The organism is Microbacterium aerolatum, from assembly GCF_007988825.1.
Classification (GTDB): domain Bacteria; phylum Actinomycetota; class Actinomycetes; order Actinomycetales; family Microbacteriaceae; genus Microbacterium; species Microbacterium aerolatum.
In genome coordinates this window covers 146,828-163,461 of the sequence record NZ_BJUW01000003.1, presented here as the reverse complement: position 1 = coordinate 163,461, position 16,634 = coordinate 146,828, and the positions used below count along the sequence as shown (strand labels likewise).

Sequence of the window (16,634 nt, the reverse complement as noted above, 5' to 3'; positions counted from 1 at the left end):
TGCCGTGAGGACTACCGGTCATTGCTGGCCGGTGTAGAACGCATAGGTCGCCTCGGCAGCACTCGCGGCAGCCGCGGAATCGGCACCGGCGGCGATATGCGCTGCAGCCCAACCGTCGGCGGCTGCACGGGTGAATGCCTTGCCCTCGTCGGACAGCTGCCAGGCCTCGGCCTCTGCCGGCGAGATGGATCCGTCGACCGAGCCGAGGTGCAGGGAGAGACCCAGCAGCGCCTGGTCCCAGCCGACGCCGGTGGCCCCGGGTCCGTACGTCTCCCACATTCCCGGCGGAACGTCGGCGGTTCGCGCCGTATGTTCGAGCTCGAATCGCGTTCGGTCGGCGCTCTCTTCGGTGAGTCTGACCGTGAGCCAGGTGACGCCACCGCCGTACTCCCAGGTGACCCGATACGAAGCGGTTCCATCGGCCGGAGGGCTGCATTCGAGCACCTCGCCTCCCGCATTGCCCTCGAGCTGATACCGGCCGCCGAGTTCGAGATCGCCCGAGACGGGCATAAACCATCGCGCGATGCGGTCGGGCGTCGTCACCGCTTGCCAGAGGTCATCGATTCCGGACGGATACCGCTGCCCGATCTTCTGGACGTTCGACGGCGCACCGTCGATGTCTGCGGTGCGCAGCTCCCGCTCGACCGCGTCGATCTGCTTCTGGATATCAACCATGATCATTCCTCTCCTTCGCCGGATCCTTCCCGTGCACGATCGCGTCTGCCGCGCGCGAGTTCTGTGTCGAGCGCGGCGAGCGGCCCCTTCCAGAAGCGCTCGAACGGGCTCAGCCACGCGCTCGCACGCTGCACGCCTGCCGCATCGACGGCGTAGAGCCGCCGAGTGCCCTCGGCGCGCACTGTCGTGAATCTCTGCTCACGCAGGAGACGCAGATGCTGCGAGACAGCAGGCTGGCTGATGCCGAACTCGGCCTGGATGACCGAGCCGATCGCGCCCGCGGACTCCTCACCCTCGGCGAGCAACTCGAGGATGCGCCGGCGAACCGGATCTCCGAGGACATCGAGTGCGTGCATGCGTCTATATTTACGTTTCTGCTTATATAAGTCAAGGGTGAAATATACCGGCAGCGTGGAGGTCTGCGGAGCCGCCGTCCGTAGACTCGCCGGATGACGTCTTCGACGTCGACCATGGCGCAACGGCCGCCGGGAGGGAGATCACGGGACGGTGAGAGCACGGAACACGTTCGGCGTGCTTCGCCTCTTCACCGCGGGCGCGTGCCTGGTCGCCCTCGTGCATCGGCTGTTCTGGGGTCTCAGCTCGCAGACGATCGCGGGCCGCAATTTCTTCGCGTATCTCACGGTGGAGTCGAACATCGCCCTGGTCGTCGTGCTCGTGATCGGCGGCATCCTCGCATTCCGCCGCCCCGATGATCCGCGCTGGTTCAGCGTGGCCCTCTCGCTCGTGCTCACCTGGACGATCACGGCGGGCCTCGCATTCGCCCTGATCGTGTGGCAGGCCGGGCTCCGCGGCATCCGCGTCGATGTGCCGTGGTCGGACCAGGTATTGCACTTCTGGCTGCCCGCCTTCACCGCGATCGCCTGGACGCTCACCCCGGGACACCGCTCCGTTCCGTGGTGGATCGTGCCGGGATCGCTCGTGTTCCCGCTCGTGTGGGGCGGAGTGACGATGTGGCGGGGCCCGATGATCGGGTGGTATCCGTACTACTTCCTGGATCTGCGGCAGGTCAGCGGCATCGGGGAGTTCCTGCTGACCAGCGGCATCGCGCTGGTGATCTTCGCCGTGATCGCGGCGGTGCTCGCACTGATCAGTCGGATCAGTCCGGCGAAGGCCGATCGTCCGGCGCGCTCCGGAGCGGGGTCGGCAGGCTCAAGCCCCGGCGGCGACGTGAAGAAGGTCAGCCCGCCTCCGGGGGCAGGAACGGCGCCAGCGACGTGAGCGCCGCGAGCAGCGCCTCCTGATCCTCGAGATCGGCGAACCCCTCGGCCGCGTCCGCGCCGACGATCCCGACGAGGATGCCGTCGCCGGTGGCGGGCAGCAGGTTGATCCAGGTACGCACCACGTGGTCGCCGCCGACGGAGTGCCAGATCGTGGCGTCCGTCTCCCAGAACGGCTCGTCGTAGCGCAGCCAGATCGTCTCGATGTGCCCCATGCCGAGAGCGTTGATCGCGCCGCGGTGCGAGAACGGCAGGGGCGGCGAGAAGTCGATGCCGCCGCCCTGCAGCACCCCGAGTGGCACGGTCACGATGACGCGGTCGAAGGAGGTCGACTCGCCGGTGCCGAGGCGCAGACTGACGCCGGTGTCGTCGTACGCGATGCGGGTCACAGGGGACGACAGGGTGAGCTGCGCATCCGACATCAGTTCGCGAAGGTGCGCGTCGAAATCACCGGTCACCGCTCGCAGCTCGGCGGAGGGGAGCGCCGGTGGGAACCACGAGGAGAGGACGTCGGCATCCGCGCCCGCGGTCGTGGCGAGGTACGCGAGGAGTGCTGAGATGCTCGGGTCCTCGAGGTCGGAACCCGTCTCGGTGAGCGCCTCGGCGAGTGCGATGTCGGTGGGGGAACCTTGAGCCGCCGCGATGGCGGCCTCGAGCGGAGCGTTGCCGATCGGGTCGACGTCGCCGTCCGGCGATCGCCAGAGAGCGGATGCCAGCTCCGTGGTCTCCGGCAGGCCGGACTCCTCGCGCGCCGGTTCCTCGCCTTCGGCGAGCCCTGGAAGCAACCAGCCGCCGAGCTGGATCGGCACCGCCCACTCCTCGTCGAGCTGAGAGTGCGCGCGTCCGCCGACGCGGTCGCGCGCTTCGAGGACGGTGACGTCGAGGTCGGCATCCGCGAGACCGGCCACCGCCGTGGCACCGGCCAGACCCGCCCCGATCACGGCGATCCGCTCGCCGGGGGCAGCGACGGCGCGGATGCGCACTGCGGCGCTCTCGCCGGAGTGGATCGCCCCGCGGATGGTGGCCGGGTTGTCGGCATCCGTCGCCTCGCCGGCGAAGAACACGCGGCCCTCGACCGGTTCGGCGAGGCGATTGCGGGCGTCCGCCTGCACGCCTATGCGGGTGTAGCTGACCGCGCCGCGCGAGAAGGGGTCGGTCGCCCATGTGCTGCGGACGGTGGCCGCCGGAGCGGGAACCGCCGTGGTCGGCAGGGGCGATGGCGTGCGCGTCGCGGTGGGCGTGGGCTTCGGCTCCGGCGTGCAGGACACCAGCAGCACGCCGAGGGCGCCGGCTCCGGCGCCGACCAGCAGCTCTCGACGCGTCATCCTCACCCGCGTCAGACTACCCGCTCGCCCCGTGCGCGGGTCCGCCCCCGTCCTCCACCCCCGCGAGATTGCATTCCGCGGCCGAGGGCGCGGGAATTGCGCGCGAGCTCAGCCGCGGAATGCAATCTCACACTCACGCGCGGGTGTACTCGGCGAGTGTGACCCCTGATTCGAAGGGCGTGACGGCCGTCGGTCGGAACGCTGCGGGATCGTAATCGCCACTTTCGAACAGCGGGATGCCGGCGCCGAAGAGCACAGGATTGCGCTTCAGCGCGAGGCGGTCGATCTCGTCGCGGAGCACCGCTGCGAGCGCACCGCCTCCGCACAGCCAGACGCCCTTGCCCTCTTCCGCCTTGAGTTCGCGCACGACGTCGACCGGGTCGCGATCGATGAACTCGACGCCATCCGCACCGGCAGGAGCCTGGTGCCCGCGCGTGAAGACAATCTGCCTCAGGTGCCGATACGGGCTCGGCATGCCCGGCAGGCCCACGGCGTAGGTGTTCCAGCCCATCAGGACAGTGTCGAACGGGCTGCCCTCGACGGAGAGACCGGCGGCGTCCGCGAGCGCGGTCGGAGCCGTCCCGCCGTACTTCGCCCAGATGGGTGCGGCATGATCCCCCTCCACGAGGAAGCGGTCGAACTCGCCCCCGGGCCCCGCGATGTATCCGTCGATGCTGACGGCGACGTAATAGGTGAGGTCTCGCATGAGTCTCCAATCACTACAGATGCTGTGATTGGAGACTACAACAGGTGCAGTGGTTGCGCTAGGGTCGATTCGTGGCGAAGAACGAGGCGCGACGAGCGAGACTCGCGGATGCCGGCATCGCGGTCCTGGCACGCGAAGGGTCACGCGGCCTGACGCATCGGGCGATCGACGCAGAAGCCGATGTGCCGACGGGCACGACGTCCAACTACTTCCGGAGCAGGCAGGCTCTGATCTCCGGGCTCTTCGAGCGGATCGGCGAGCGGCTCGCGCCGACGCCCGATGACCTCGAGATCCGGTCGGCCGAGCCACCGAGTCGGGAGCTGTTCGCGGACTATATCCGCGACATCGTGCGCAGGCTGCTGACGCAGCGCGAGGTCACGCTCGCACTGTTCGAGCTGCGGCTGGAGGCGGCCCGGCATCCCGAACTCGCGGCATCGCTCAGCGAATGGCAGCGAGCAGGATTCGCGGGGGATGTCGCCTTCAACGCGGCAGCGGGGCTTCCCGGCGGGCGCCGCGAGGTCGCACTCTTCCACTACGCGATCGACGGCTTGATCTTCGACCAGCTCACTTCCCCCATCGACCCGGACGCCCGCACGGACGAGGTCGTCGATGCGCTGGTCGCCGGCCTCCTCCCCGCCTGACCCCGCACCCGCCCCGCACGGCATCCAGCCGCGAGACGGGGTTTGCAGCACGAAACGGGGTCTCCCAGCGCATGTTTCGTGAAGGAAACCCCGTCTCGCGCGACGGCACGGCAGCCCGCGTCAGATCGCGACGTCTCCGATCAGGTTCACCTTGATGCCCATGCCGTCGAACATCGCGGCCTTGGCGATCAGCGCCTTATCCGCGGTCTCGGCATCCGGCGCGTAGACGAGCTGGGCGTGGTTGGCCTTGTGACGAGCCATGAACTGGTCGCGCGAAACGCCGTGCAGAACGACGTGCGCGATCGGCCACTCCGGGTTGGTGGCTTCGTGGCGGCGCTGGGTCTCCTCTTCCGGCAGCTCGACGACCGAGGCGCGGAAGATGTCGGCCTGCAGGATGCCGTCGGCGATGAACACGCGCGAGAGCACGACCTCGCCCGGCTTCGAGGTGCCGTTGAGCGTCGCGCCTCCGGCAGGGAAGAACACGTGGCCCTGGCGCCAGCCCTCGGCCTTGTCCCAGCCGCCGAGGTGCGAGGCTGGCACGGAACCGGAGATCTCGTACGCCCAGACGAACTGGCCGTCGTACTCCTCACCCCAGCGCACGTCGTGCAGCGTGTTGTCGGGCACGAGACCCATGGCGCGCCACACGCGGTCGGTGACCAGCGCGTCGACCGCGACGCCCTCGTCGGCCTCGTTGAAGTGCGGGAAGGCACGGCCCTCGTGCAGCACGCGCGACCCGTCGCGCGAGGTCACCGGCGGGCGCTCGGTCGAGTTCAGGATGCCTTCGGCGAGGTCGGATGCAGGAACCAGGTCCTTCAGCCCCTGCTGGTACTGGATTCCCACGGCATCCAAACCGAAGTCATCCGCGATCCGGAGCGCGGCGATGTACATCTTCATCTGCCACTGCACCTGCTCACGGGTGAGCTCGGTGGCGCCGTCCTCGCCGTACTTGAACGTCATGCCGGCATCGATCAGCCAGTCGTAGGCGGCGTCGGCCTCGGCGTCCTTCACCTGCAGCATCTCGGCGTACAGGGCGGACTGCGACAGCCGCTCCTTGTAGATGCCGGTCTGGTTCAGCAGCTCGTCGTCGAAGATGGCGTTGTACATGCCCATGCAGCCCTCGTCGAAGACGCCGATGATGGCCTTCTCATCGAGCAGCTGCGCGGCGAGCGCCTCGCCGAGCTGCTTCTCGGGGCTGTCGGGCAGGGCCGGCAGCGCGCGGACGTGCGAGTAGTCGTGCGTGATGGTGCCGGTCTCTGTCCACTCCTTGAGCCCGTCGCGGAACCAGTCGTCGGTGAAGTCGACCGACCAGGTGGTGGCGTACGGCTTGTCCATCTTCGTGAGACCCGCGTTGAGACCGAGGAGTCCGACGAGTCCCGGCCAGTCGCCGGCGAAGTTGGCAACGGTGAGGATCGGGCCCTCGTGCGTGCGCAGCCCCGCCAGCACGTGGTGCGAGTACTGCCAGTTGGCGATAGCGACGATCAGCGGCGCGTCCGTGGGGATGTTCTTGAAGACCTCGAGACCCATGCGCTGGCTGGAGATGAAGCCGTGACCCGTCTCGGGGTCGACGTCGAACGCGCGGATGACGTTCCAGCCGAGATCCTCGAACACGTTGGTGACACCGGCCTCGAGGGCGACCTGGGTCGGCCAGCCGCCGGTGTTCGCCGACTCGCGCAGGTCACCGGAGGTGATCAGGTACGCGGTCTTCGGCGCGGATGCCGGGCGCGCGGTGGGGGTGGGAAGGGTGTAGCTCATGATTCCTCCGGTGTTGGGTGGTTGTCTGTGCGCCGCGCGGCGTGTGCCTCGCCGGCGCGGAGTCGGATGTCACGGGCGACGGTCGCGCCGTGGAGCTGCAGTTCGTCGGCCTCGAGGTGCCCGCCGTCGAGGTGGAGCGTGAAGGCAGCGCCGTCGAGCTCGACGCGCCCCCAGCCGGTTCCCGTGGTGAACAGCGACCGGAACGGACCGTCGGTGGCCGGCGCGAAGCCGAGGGTGCGCGCCGGTGCGTCCCACTGCGCGCCGCCCGCCGCGATGAGCAGCCCCCACGACGCGAGCGAGCGGGCGTAGTGGTTGCCGCACTCGATCTCGTTCCACGGGTTGCGGTGCGCGCCGTCGTAGCGTGCGCGCAGAGTCCGCTCGATCAGCAGGGCGTCTTCTGCGCGGCCGGCGAACAGCAAGGATGCCGCGACCTGGTGCTCGATGCCGGTCCACACCTCGTCCGAGTACACGAACGGAATCGCGGGTCTTCCGCCGCGCGGCCAGGATGCCAGCAGCAGCCCGCCCTCGTCGTTCAGCGCGTACACGCGCTGGGTGCTCTCGTGCCGCGACAGGTCGGAGCGGTGATTGTGCCGCACGATCGCGGCGAGCGCCGACTCGATGCGCTCGCGCGGCAGCAGGTGTCCGAGTCCGCCGAGGAACGCGTGGAACTGGCCGAGCAGCTGGTCGGAGAGGATGCCCTCGCCGTACTGGTAGCGGTGCTCGTCGACGTCGGCGATCACCTGCCGGTAGTACTCGCCGTTCCACAGCACCGCGTCCATGGCATCCGCCGCCCGGTCGGCGCGCACGGACCAGTCCTGTGCGCGATCGGTCTCGCCGAGGTGCGCGGCCATCCGTGCGCCGGCGCGGAGCGCGGCGAGCAGGATGCCGTTCGCGAGCGGCTCGATCCCGTGGAACTCGATGTCGTAGGTGTTGTGCAGCTCGCCGTCGAGCAGGCCGTCGCCGTCGCGGTCCCACTCGCGGATCGCGTAGTCGAGGGTGCGGGATGCCGCCGGCCACAGCTCCGTGAGAAAGTCGTCGTCGCCGCTGAACCGCCACTCCCTGTGCAGGCGCAGCAGGGTGCCGAGCTGGCCATCGACGGCCGGGCCCATGAACCAGGGTGGGCCGCCGAAGACACGGTTGCCGCGGAACTTCTGGGCGCCGTCGTCGTCCGTCTCGAGCAGGTACTCGACGCGGCGCGCGCTGCGCTCGAGCGAGGGGAACAGCCAGGCGGCAGTCTGCGCATACGACCAGACGTGCGTGCAGGTGCCTTCGCAGGAACCACCGTGGTCGAATGAGCCCTCCCATGCGGCGAACACGGGACCCGCGCCCAGTTCTGGGTTCGGCGATTCGAGCACGAAGCAGGTCGTCGAACGAAGGGCAGCGATGTTCGCGCCCGCAGCGTCGCTGATGACGGGGTCGAGGCTTCCGCCGTAGAGGGCGTCGACGAAGGCGTCCGTCGACGCTTCGAGTTCCGGAAGAGTGCGGTGCAGATGCGTGCCCGCAGACCAGGCGTCGGGCCAGAGCGTCGCGTAGTGATTGCGGACGATGCCGCTCTCCGGGTCGTCGAAGATGATGTGGCCATGCCATCCGCGACGACGGTTCGGGAAGCTCCATGCGAGTACGAACTCGAAGTCCCGGCTCTCGCCGGGGGCGAGCGTGTGGACGATGCCGAGCGAGCCGGTGCGGATCCGCGGCAGCTTCGCCATCATCTCCGCCTCGGTGAGCGGCGCAGCATCCGGGTCGGCGTCGAGCTCCGCGAACAGCCCGCGCGGACGGTCCTCAAGAGTGAGCCGGGGCTCGGGTGCCAGCATCCCGTCGTCGGTGAGGTCGTTCCAGAACAGCCGGGCGCCGTCGGGCCAGTAGCTGGTCACCCACTGCGGTTTCACGGTGGTCGAGGCATCGGTCGTGGTCAGGCTCAGCGTGCCGTAGCCGGGGTCGTCGTCGGGCAGGTCGATGCCGAAGTCGAGGCCGCGCACGTCGCCCTCGTCGCGCCAGCGCACGGTCTGGGTCGCGCGCATGCCCCAGGGCGCGTCCGGGCCCGGTGTGCCGCGGCCGGCGGTGTGCGAGATGCTGCCGGCGACCGTCACTGCGACCGGTGCTGGTCCGGGGTTGGTGACGCGGTAGCGCAGCACGGCGGCGGGGATGCCGGATGCATCGGCGTCGAGCGGCACGAGCGGGGTGAATGCGCGGAGCGAGACGTCCACGGGGAGGTCATCGTCGGTGAAGTCGATGTCGACGACCGGGTACTCGCCGTGCAGGCTCGCGCCGGCCAGTCGCGGGAGGCCGGCGAGCTGGTCGAACGGGTATCCGGCATCCGCGTCGTGGCGCCCGGTCAGGCGCGCCTCGAGGACGCGCGTGACGGCCTCGGCACCCTCGGGTGCGGCGTGGATCGCGAAGAACGAGTGCGGGTTGCGGCGGCCCTTGTCGGGCAGGTTCTCCAGTTCCCAGTCGCGCAGCTCGCCGCGCGCACCGAGCGAGACATTGCCGGTGCCGATGCCGCCGAGCGGGAATGCGGTGGCCTGGGAGGTGTGCGGGATACCGCGGGCGCGGCGCTGCTCACTCACGGCGCGCTCCGCGCTGCTCGTGTGCCCTCTGCTCGGCGGCGAGCTCGTGGACGACGTCCTTGGAGCCCTCGTAGAGCCGCACGTAGCGGTCGAACAGGGTGTCGTAGAACTCGCGCAGATCGGCGTTCGGCGTGATCGTCTGCGTGATCGGATTCCAATCGGTGATCACCGGTGCCGCCCCGGGGTCCGCGATAGCGGATGCCGCCAGGAACGCGGCGCCGTAACTCGCGCCGATCGTCGTCGCCGGCACCTCCTGCACGAGCCCGGTGACATCGGAGACGACCTGCAGCCACAACTGCCCCTGCGTGCCGCCGCCGACGGCGACAATGCGGCGGATGTCGGCGCCCGCCGCACGCATCGTCTCGACGTTGTGGCGAACGCCGAGCGCGGTCGCCTCGAGGGCCGCTCGGTACAGGTCGCCGCGAGTGTGCTCGAGCGTTAGCCCCGCGATGACGCCGCGGGCATCGGGATCCTGGATGGGCGTGCGCTCCCCCGCGAAGTACGGCAGGACGAGGAGCCCGTTGGCACCAGGCCCGGATTTCTCGGCATCCGCCAGGAGGTCGGGGTAGTCGGATCCGGTGAGGTCCTTCAGCCAGGCCGTCAGCGCGCCGGATGTCGACAGGCCGCCGGCGAGATTGCGGGTGCCGGGGAAAGCCCCCGCGGTGGTCCACATCGACGGGGTGCGGAGGGTCTCCTCGCCGGTTGCCACAAGGAACATGGTCGTGCCGTACATCAGCATGAGGTCGCCGATCTCGTGCGCGCCGACGCTGACGGCCTCGGTCCATGCGTCGATCGTGCCGGTGATGACGGGGGTGCCGGCCGGGATGCCGGTGGCCTCCGCCGCCTCGGCGGTCACGTAACCCGCGATCTCACCGGCCCAGGTGAGGCGCGGCTGCTCGATCGAGCCGGCGTAGCGCTGCCACCACGGCTCGTACCAACTCTCGTTCTCGATGTCGTAGAGCGGCGAGGTCTGGCTGGCCGACTGGTGGTCGAGCACGTAGGCGCCGGTCAGGTGGCGCGCCAGCCAGGATGCCGGCATGAAGAAGCGCTCGGCTCTGGCCCAGGCGTCCGGCTCCTCATCGGCGATCCAGGCGATCTTCGCACCACCGGCCTGCGAGGTCAGCGTCGAGCCGCCGACGCGGGTGATCTCCGAGGTGCCGAGCTCGTCGGTCATGCGGGCGATCTGGGCGCCGGAGCGGGTGTCGACGCCGTACAGGATCGCCGGGCGCACCGGTTCGTCGTTCGCGTCGGCGAGGAGCACGCAGGGGCCCATGCCGCTGACGCCGACGGCGGAGATCTCGGCCGCTTCCGATCCCTGAGCCTGTCGAAGGGCACCGATCAGCTCGCGGGCGATGTCGGTGAACTCGTCCCACCAGATGCGCGCATCCATCTCGACCCAGCCCGTGTGCGGACGGTCGACATCGTGCGCGCGGGTGGCGGATGCCACGATCCTGCCGTCTTCGGCGACCAGTACGCCCTTCGTGCTCGACGTGCCGACGTCGACGCCCAGGGTGCAGCGCATGGCGGTCCTCCTCGATCGCGAGTTGTGATGACAGCCTACGCGAAATCGATTTCATGCCGCAAGCGCCCCCGCGCCCCGGACGGGACGTGAGTGTCCCCACTCGGGAGGTGGCCGGTGTTGTCGCCCGGCGAGGTGTTGAGCGACCATTAGCGACCCCTCCCGCGCGGGTGGGCGATCGCGCTGCCCGGGAGGTGGCCGATATGGTCGCCTGGCCGCGCGCGAAGCGACCATTCGCGACACCTGCCGCGCCGACGGGCTGGCGAGTGCGGCGAGCGCGCCTCGGGTCAGCGCAGGATGCTGGCCGACTGCAGCTCGTTGCGCAGCACGACCGTGCGTGCCGGCTGCTCATCGCCGCGGATGCGCTCGAGCAGCATGTTCGCCGCGGTGACGCCCATGTGGCGAGCGGGCAGCCGCACCACGGTCACGGCGCTCGGCGAGAGCGTCGTGAACGGCAGCGAGCCGATGACGGCGACGCCGACGGCGGGAGGGGTGAGCCCATGCTCGGTGAGCACCTGGATCGCGCCGACGCCGATGAGGTTGTTTCCGGCGACGACGGCGTCAGGCGGTTCGGGCAGCGCGAGCAGCTCCTCCATGGCGGCCCGGCCGCCGTCGACGCGGAAGGTCGAGAAGCGCAGCAGCTCGTCGTCGATCTCCCGCCCGTCCGCGGTGATGGCGTCCTGCCAGCCGGCGGCACGCTCGGCGGCGGTGTCGATGTGCGCCGGCCCTCCGATGTAGGCGATGCGGCGGTAGCCCGCACGGATGAGGTCCTTCGTCGCGGAGGTTCCGGCGGCGCGGTTCGCCATCACGACACCGTCGACGTCGTAGGCGGTGTGGCGGTCGACCGCGACGACGGGCCTCCCTGTCGCGATGATCGGATCGAGGTTCGAGCCCTCTGACGCGGTCGCGATGATGACGCCGGACATGTGCTCGGCGATGGCGATCTGCAGGTAGGTCGACTCCTTGTCGAGCTGGGCGTCGGAGTTGCACAGCACCACGGAGTACCCGGCCTTGGAGGCGACGTCCTCGACGCCGCGGGCCATCTCGGTGAAGTACGGGTTCTCGATGTCGGGGATGACGAGGGCGATGACCTCGGAGCTCTGCGTGCGAAGAGTGCGCGCGGCACGGTTGGGCGTGAAGTTCAGCCGCTTCGCGGCGTCGCGGACCGCGGCGACCTTCTCGTCGGACACGCTGGTGCCGTTGAAGACTCGCGAGACGGTGGCCGGCGAGACTCCCGCCAGCTCCGCGACGTCGTAGATCGTGGACATGTGCACCTCACTGCATGTTCCGGTCGCCCGGTCGTGTTGAAACAGTATCGTGCCGGACGGCGCCCTGGTGCTGGAATCTGAAATCGATTACATTTGGGAGACCTCGAGGTCCGGCGCCCGCCGGCCAGACGCACAAGGACGTGAACGAAGAGATGACATCCGCACCCTCTGATCTCGCATCGATCGCCGCACTGCGCTCGGTGCAGACCCGATCGATCTCACCCGAGAACTTCGACGGCTCCGTCGGGGGCGGCGGTCGCGCCACTGAGGGGACCGGCGCTTCCTGCGCCCGAGATCTCGGGCCGGGCTGGAAGATCTCCCCCAGCGTCGACATCAAGGCCGGGGAGACGTTCGACCTCGCGAACATCCAGGGCGCGGGCAAGATCACCCACATCTGGATCACCACACACACCGACAACTGGCGCACGCTGCTGCTGCGCGCCTACTGGGACGGCGCGGAGGAGCCCGCCGTCGAGGTGCCTTACGGCGACTTCTTCTGCAACGGCTGGGGCGTGTTCTCCCAGGTGAACTCGCAGACCATCGCCGCGAACCCGCACGGCGGCTTCAACTCGTACTGGCCGATGCCGTTCCGCGAGGGCGCGCGCCTGACGGTCGAGAACACCTCCGTCGTCGACGTGCGCGTGTACTACCAGGTCACCTACGAGATCGGCGGCGACTACCAGGGCGACGCCTACTTCCACGCGCAGTGGCGCCGATCGAACCCCCTCGAGGACAAGACGCCGCACACGATCCTCGAGGGCGTCGAGGGCCAGGGGCAGTACGTCGGCACCTACATCGCGTGGGGCGTGAACTCGAACGGTTGGTGGGGCGAGGGCGAGATCAAGTTCTACCTCGACGACGACACCGACTACCCGACGATCGCCGGCACCGGCACGGAGGACTACTTCGGCGGCGCCTGGAACTTCGACATCCCCGGCAAGGGGTACACCGAGTTCTCCACCCCGTATCTCGGGATGCCGCAGGTGATCAAGCCGGACGGGCTGTACGTGAGCCAGCAGCGCTTCGGCATGTACCGCTGGCATCTGCTCGACCCGATCCACTTCAGCTCCGGCATCCCCAAGGTCGACATTCAGGCGCTCGGCTGGCGCAGCGGGTGGCGCTACCTGCCACTGCGGGATGACATCGCCTCGACCGCGATGTTCTACCTCGACCGCCCGACGGCGCGCCGACCGAAGACGCCGACGGCCGACGACATGGAGGTGCACTTGGGAACCGCTCCGGTTCCGGACATCGGCGCGACACCTCCGCGGGCACCGCAGGACTGAATCGCGATGATGACGAACGCGACGTATCCCGACCTCGACGGCAAGCTCGTCGTCATCACCGGCGGAGGGCGCGGCATCGGGCTTGCGACCGCGCGCCGGTTCCTCGAGCAGGGATCGCGGGTGGTCGTGCTGGATCTCGCGAACGGCGAGGCCGAGCTCGACGCCGAGTTCATCGAGCTCGACGTGACGGATGCCGGCGCCGTGGCATCCACGGCCGACGAGCTGACCGCTCGACTCGGCATCCCCGACGTCCTGCTCAACGCGGCAGGCATCGTACGCTCGGCGAACGCAGAGGACATGTCGGCCGACGACTGGACGCGCGTGATCGACGTCAACCTCTCGGGCACGTTCCATGTCTGCCAGGCTTTCGGGCGTCATATGCTCGCCGCCGGGCGTGGAGCGATCGTCAACATCGCCTCGATGAGTGGCACGGTGAGCAACTTCCCTCAGAAGCAGGTGAGCTACAACGCATCCAAGGCCGGGGTCATGCATCTGACGAAGACCTTGGCCGGGGAATGGGCCGACCGCGGCGTGCGTGTGAACTCGATCTCGCCCGGCTACATCGCCACCGACCTGACGGCCGCGCTGCTCGAACGGGAACCGGAGCTCGGTGCGGTGTGGCGTGAGCGCACACCGACGGGCCGCCTGGGCACGCCCGACGAAGTCGCCTCGATCATCCTGTTCCTCGCCTCGGAGGCGTCGAGCTTGATGACCGGCTCCGACGTGATCGCCGACGGCGGCTACACCGTCTGGTGAGACGGACTGCCCGTACGATCGAGGGATGACCGACTCCCCACTTGTCCTGGTCGCCAACGCCGGCGACGGCACCGTCAGCACCTTCCGCCTCGACGGCGGAAGGCTGGAACGCCTGGCCGTCAGCGACGGACTCACGGGATGCTCGACCTTCGCCGTGGATGCTGCGCGCGACCTCGTCTACGCCGGAGTGAAGGGCGAACCCGCCGGCATCCTGACTCTGTCCCTCGATCGCGACAGCGGCCGGCTCACGCCGCAGTCCCGACTGGACCTGCCGGACGGCGGCATGAACTACCTCGCTCTCACGCACGACGGCGCCGGCTTGCTCGGCGCCTCGTACGGCGGCGGCTACGGCATCAGCTGCGCGATCGCGGACGGTGTCGTCGGCGAGCCGGTGTCGAAGATCGAGTTCCCGAATCTGCACTCGGTCCTGCCGAGCGAAGACGGCCGCTTCGCCTACTTCGTGTCGCTCGGCGCTGACTTGGTGGCGCAGTACGCGCTCGCCGACGACCACCAGCTCGTGCCGCTGACTCCCGAGACGGTGGCAGCCCCGGCCGGCAGCGGCCCGCGGCACCTCGTGCTGAATGACGCGCAGGATGCCGTCTACGTGCTCACCGAATTCTCCGGTGAGGTGCTCCACTACGGCCGCGACTCGACCACCGGCGAGCTCACCCTGCGCGGGGCGGCCACGGCGTACGACACCGCGAAGGGCCTCGGCCACAGCGAGTTCGGCGCTGACCCGCTCGCGAATCACTACATCTGGGGCGCGGACCTGCACTTCGGCGCGGGCGGCACCCGCCTGTGGAGCTCGGAGCGTACCGAGAGCACGCTGGGCGCGGTCGCCGTGGCCGAAGACGGCTCAGTTTCGGCGCCTGAGCGCTTCACGGTCACGGAGACGCAGCCGCGCGGATTCGCGATCAGCCCCGACGGCGCTCACCTCGTCGCCGCGGGCGAGCGGTCGACGACCGTCTCGCTGTACGCCGTGCAGGACGACGAGCTGGAGCTGCTCGAACAGGTCGAGACCGGCAACGGCGCGAACTGGGTCCGCTTCGTCTGAGATGGATGGCGCCGACTCGCTTACGATTCGTCCGACGCCGTCTTTTCAAGCAGTGCGCGCAGAGTGGCCTCGACCGCGGGAAGATCCTCCGAGACGGTCGCCCTCACCGTCGCGATGTCGATCCACGCATAGCCATGGGCGATTCGATTGCGCATAGCCCAGATCACCGACCATTCGTCTCCAAAGAGATCTGTCGTCAGTTCAGTTGCTCCGCGCTGAAGTGTTTCGATCATGGATGCAAGCCTCAGCGAAACCGCATCCGCGACGGTCTCGTCGTCGATCGTGCCGCGCTCGAGGTGGCGGTGCAGTGCGTCAAGGTGCGCAATCGCCTCTCCGAGAAGTTCGTGCGGCGTGCGGCTCACAGCGGCACCGATTCGGCGAGCGCGCGCCCGCGGGCATAGTCGGGCAGACCTCGCAGCGGTACGACGTCGACCTCTGAATCGACAATCGTCGACAACTCGCGTTCGAGCCTCGACAGTGCGCCGAGGCTGAGCACGTGCTGGGTTTCGATGAGCAGATCGATGTCGGATGCCGGCCCTTCTGTCCGCGTCGCGACACTCCCGAAGATCCGAGCATCTGTCACGCCGTACTTCGTCAGCACATCCATCATCCGCTGGCGCTGCTGCGAGACGCGCAACGCCAGCGGCCCCGGCGGTCTTTGTCGCAGTAACCGCGACACCTCGGGCTGGCTACGACGCACAATTCGCGCGATCTCACGTTGCGGCATTCCTGCCGCCGCCGCGCGATGCGTGGCATCCAGTAACAGATCACGTGCCTGGCGCTGCAGAGCGTCGGCGCGTGCCGCGTCGCGTCCGATCTCATCGGCCAACCCCGTAGCAACTGTCATATAGCATATGCTATCACTCGTCCAGGTTGGGCGCCTACTACCCTGTGCCGCACGTCACTTCCACAACCAACTGAGCGCATCGGGAAGCAGTACGCCGGAGGAGCATCGGCTACTTCAGCCCCGCCATCTTGATGTTGCCGATGATCTGGCGCTGGAAGATGAGGAAGAGGATCACGACCGGGGCAGCCGCCAGCACGGATCCCGCCATCAGCAGGCCGAGCTCCGTCGAGCGCTCAGAGCGGAACGTGGCGAGATACTGCTGCACGACGAAGCGCTCCGGGCTCGTGATGGTCAGGATCGGCCACACGTAGGAGTTCCAGTAGGCCAGGAACGCGGTGATGCCCATCACGACGAACGGCGGCTTCGACAGCGGCAAGAAGATCCGCACGAAGATCGCGAACCGACCGCATCCGTCCAGCATCGCCGCCTCCTCGAGGCTGGCCGGGATATTCAGGTAGAACTGCCGGATGAAGAAGACCGTCGCGGCGCTCGCCGCGCCTGGCAGCACCAGCACCGCGAGCGTATCGAGCATCGAGAGCTTCGTCACCACGATGAAGCTCGTCAGCAGGATCGTCATGGCCGGGATGAACATCGTGGTGATGACGATGGTCCAGATGGTCCGCTTGAACCGGAACTCCAGTCGCGCGAACGCGTAGGCGGCGAGTGAGTTGACCGTGAGGCTGAGAAGCGTGAACAGCACGGCGCCCATGAACGTCCAGCCCATCGTGAGCGTGAACGTCGGGTCCGTGATGATCTGGACGTAGTTCTCCCACTTCCACACCTCGGGGAAGAACTGGAACGGCGTCTGGATGACCTCGGTCTTCGATTTGAAGCCGGCGATCACCATCCACGCCAGCGGGAAGAGCGCGGCGACCAGGAAGACCAGACCGGCGAGCAGCTTTCCGATGAGGACCAGCCACGATCCGGGTGTGCGCGGCATCCGCGGCCTCTTCGGTTCTTTGCCTGCGAGCACGATCCGGGTCGTCTCCTGCAACGTGGTCAT

At 68.6% G+C, this 16,634-nt stretch carries 16 protein-coding genes; 5 read left to right on the top strand and 11 right to left on the bottom strand.

Annotated features, from left to right (window positions below; genetic code table 11):
- Positions 1-18 precede the first annotated feature (18 nt).
- Together MAE01_RS04575 and MAE01_RS04570 are read right to left on the bottom strand one after the other, a co-directional pair.
- Positions 19-675, bottom strand: a complete 657-nt coding sequence (locus MAE01_RS04575) for an SRPBCC domain-containing protein (RefSeq protein WP_147038535.1) — start codon at positions 673-675, stop codon at positions 19-21.
- 2 nt (positions 676-677) lie between these two features.
- The gene (locus MAE01_RS04570) at positions 678-1,031 is read right to left on the bottom strand and encodes an ArsR/SmtB family transcription factor (RefSeq protein WP_147038363.1); all 354 of its coding nucleotides are present in this window, start codon (positions 1,029-1,031) and stop codon (positions 678-680) included.
- A 175-nt stretch (positions 1,032-1,206) separates the two neighbouring features.
- Between MAE01_RS04570 and MAE01_RS04565 the strand changes: the two genes are divergently transcribed.
- On the top strand, positions 1,207-1,914 hold the full coding sequence (locus MAE01_RS04565) for a Pr6Pr family membrane protein (protein ID WP_147038362.1): 708 nt from the start codon (positions 1,207-1,209) through the stop codon (positions 1,912-1,914).
- Here MAE01_RS04565 and MAE01_RS04560 read toward each other — a convergent pair.
- Together MAE01_RS04560 and MAE01_RS04555 are read right to left on the bottom strand one after the other, a co-directional pair.
- Positions 1,874-3,238, bottom strand: coding sequence for a flavin monoamine oxidase family protein (locus MAE01_RS04560; protein ID WP_229718142.1), 1,365 nt, complete (start codon positions 3,236-3,238; stop codon positions 1,874-1,876). The two genes, MAE01_RS04565 and MAE01_RS04560, sit on opposite strands and share 41 nt — an antisense overlap.
- Positions 3,239-3,371: 133 nt before the next feature.
- Positions 3,372-3,944: a dihydrofolate reductase family protein gene (locus tag MAE01_RS04555; protein ID WP_147038360.1), complete on the bottom strand. Its 573-nt coding sequence runs from the start codon at positions 3,942-3,944 to the stop codon at positions 3,372-3,374.
- Positions 3,945-4,015: 71 nt separating this feature from the next.
- On the opposite strand from MAE01_RS04555, the gene MAE01_RS04550 reads away from it, so the two are divergent.
- Positions 4,016-4,585: a TetR/AcrR family transcriptional regulator gene (locus MAE01_RS04550; RefSeq protein ID WP_147038359.1), complete on the top strand. Its 570-nt coding sequence runs from the start codon at positions 4,016-4,018 to the stop codon at positions 4,583-4,585.
- 120 nt (positions 4,586-4,705) lie between these two features.
- Here MAE01_RS04550 and MAE01_RS04545 read toward each other — a convergent pair whose 3' ends face one another.
- The 4 genes from MAE01_RS04545 to MAE01_RS04530 all read right to left on the bottom strand — a co-directional run bounded on the left by MAE01_RS04545 (position 4,706) and on the right by MAE01_RS04530 (position 11,688).
- Positions 4,706-6,337 carry a fucose isomerase gene (locus MAE01_RS04545; RefSeq protein ID WP_229718102.1) on the bottom strand — a complete coding sequence of 544 codons (1,632 nt, stop codon included), beginning with the start codon at positions 6,335-6,337 and terminating at the stop codon, positions 4,706-4,708.
- Positions 6,334-8,901, bottom strand: a complete 2,568-nt coding sequence (locus tag MAE01_RS04540) for a GH116 family glycosyl-hydrolase (protein WP_147038357.1) — start codon at positions 8,899-8,901, stop codon at positions 6,334-6,336. The genes MAE01_RS04545 and MAE01_RS04540 overlap by 4 nt, the downstream gene beginning before the upstream one ends.
- Positions 8,894-10,423 (bottom strand): FGGY-family carbohydrate kinase, encoded by a 1,530-nt coding sequence (locus MAE01_RS04535; protein ID WP_147038356.1) that lies wholly within the window; start codon positions 10,421-10,423, stop codon positions 8,894-8,896. The genes MAE01_RS04540 and MAE01_RS04535 overlap by 8 nt, the downstream gene beginning before the upstream one ends.
- A gap of 284 nt (positions 10,424-10,707) precedes the next feature.
- On the bottom strand, positions 10,708-11,688 hold the full coding sequence (locus MAE01_RS04530; RefSeq protein WP_147038355.1) for a LacI family DNA-binding transcriptional regulator: 981 nt from the start codon (positions 11,686-11,688) through the stop codon (positions 10,708-10,710).
- Positions 11,689-11,828: 140 nt separating this feature from the next.
- Between MAE01_RS04530 and MAE01_RS04525 the strand changes: the two genes are divergently transcribed.
- From MAE01_RS04525 to MAE01_RS04515, 3 genes are read left to right on the top strand one after another with little or no spacing between them, the layout of a single operon-like run.
- Positions 11,829-12,974, top strand: coding sequence for a glycoside hydrolase family 172 protein (locus MAE01_RS04525; protein ID WP_229718103.1), 1,146 nt, complete (start codon positions 11,829-11,831; stop codon positions 12,972-12,974).
- A gap of 9 nt (positions 12,975-12,983) precedes the next feature.
- On the top strand, positions 12,984-13,730 hold the full coding sequence (locus MAE01_RS04520) for an SDR family NAD(P)-dependent oxidoreductase (protein WP_147038354.1): 747 nt from the start codon (positions 12,984-12,986) through the stop codon (positions 13,728-13,730).
- A 25-nt stretch (positions 13,731-13,755) separates the two neighbouring features.
- On the top strand, positions 13,756-14,784 hold the full coding sequence (locus MAE01_RS04515; RefSeq protein ID WP_147038353.1) for a lactonase family protein: 1,029 nt from the start codon (positions 13,756-13,758) through the stop codon (positions 14,782-14,784).
- Positions 14,785-14,804: 20 nt separating this feature from the next.
- On the opposite strand, the gene MAE01_RS04510 is transcribed toward MAE01_RS04515, so the two are convergent.
- The 3 genes from MAE01_RS04510 to MAE01_RS04500 all read right to left on the bottom strand — a co-directional run bounded on the left by MAE01_RS04510 (position 14,805) and on the right by MAE01_RS04500 (position 16,634).
- On the bottom strand, positions 14,805-15,146 hold the full coding sequence (locus MAE01_RS04510; protein WP_147038352.1) for a HepT-like ribonuclease domain-containing protein: 342 nt from the start codon (positions 15,144-15,146) through the stop codon (positions 14,805-14,807).
- Positions 15,143-15,631, bottom strand: coding sequence for a nucleotidyltransferase domain-containing protein (locus MAE01_RS04505; protein WP_147038351.1), 489 nt, complete (start codon positions 15,629-15,631; stop codon positions 15,143-15,145). Before MAE01_RS04505 ends, MAE01_RS04510 begins: the two co-directional genes overlap by 4 nt.
- Before the next feature lie 109 nt (positions 15,632-15,740).
- The gene (locus MAE01_RS04500) at positions 15,741-16,634 is read right to left on the bottom strand and encodes a carbohydrate ABC transporter permease (RefSeq protein ID WP_147038350.1); all 894 of its coding nucleotides are present in this window, start codon (positions 16,632-16,634) and stop codon (positions 15,741-15,743) included.

Excerpts from the sequence above, each read along its gene's own strand:
- MAE01_RS04505 (WP_147038351.1), bottom strand. The coding sequence starts at position 15,631 with ATGACAGTTGCTACGGGGTTGGCCGATGAGATCGGACGCGACGCGGCA.
- MAE01_RS04545 (WP_229718102.1), bottom strand. The coding sequence starts at position 6,337 with ATGAGCTACACCCTTCCCACCCCCACCGCGCGCCCGGCATCCGCGCCG.
- MAE01_RS04555 (WP_147038360.1), bottom strand. The coding sequence starts at position 3,944 with ATGCGAGACCTCACCTATTACGTCGCCGTCAGCATCGACGGATACATC.
- MAE01_RS04560 (WP_229718142.1), bottom strand. The coding sequence starts at position 3,238 with ATGACGCGTCGAGAGCTGCTGGTCGGCGCCGGAGCCGGCGCCCTCGGC.
- MAE01_RS04500 (WP_147038350.1), bottom strand. The coding sequence starts at position 16,634 with ATGACCACGTTGCAGGAGACGACCCGGATCGTGCTCGCAGGCAAAGAA.
- MAE01_RS04575 (WP_147038535.1), bottom strand. The coding sequence starts at position 675 with ATGGTTGATATCCAGAAGCAGATCGACGCGGTCGAGCGGGAGCTGCGC.
- MAE01_RS04570 (WP_147038363.1), bottom strand. The coding sequence starts at position 1,031 with ATGCACGCACTCGATGTCCTCGGAGATCCGGTTCGCCGGCGCATCCTC.
- MAE01_RS04535 (WP_147038356.1), bottom strand. The coding sequence starts at position 10,423 with ATGCGCTGCACCCTGGGCGTCGACGTCGGCACGTCGAGCACGAAGGGC.
- MAE01_RS04530 (WP_147038355.1), bottom strand. The coding sequence starts at position 11,688 with ATGTCCACGATCTACGACGTCGCGGAGCTGGCGGGAGTCTCGCCGGCC.
- MAE01_RS04520 (WP_147038354.1), top strand. The coding sequence starts at position 12,984 with ATGACGAACGCGACGTATCCCGACCTCGACGGCAAGCTCGTCGTCATC.
- MAE01_RS04515 (WP_147038353.1), top strand. The coding sequence starts at position 13,756 with ATGACCGACTCCCCACTTGTCCTGGTCGCCAACGCCGGCGACGGCACC.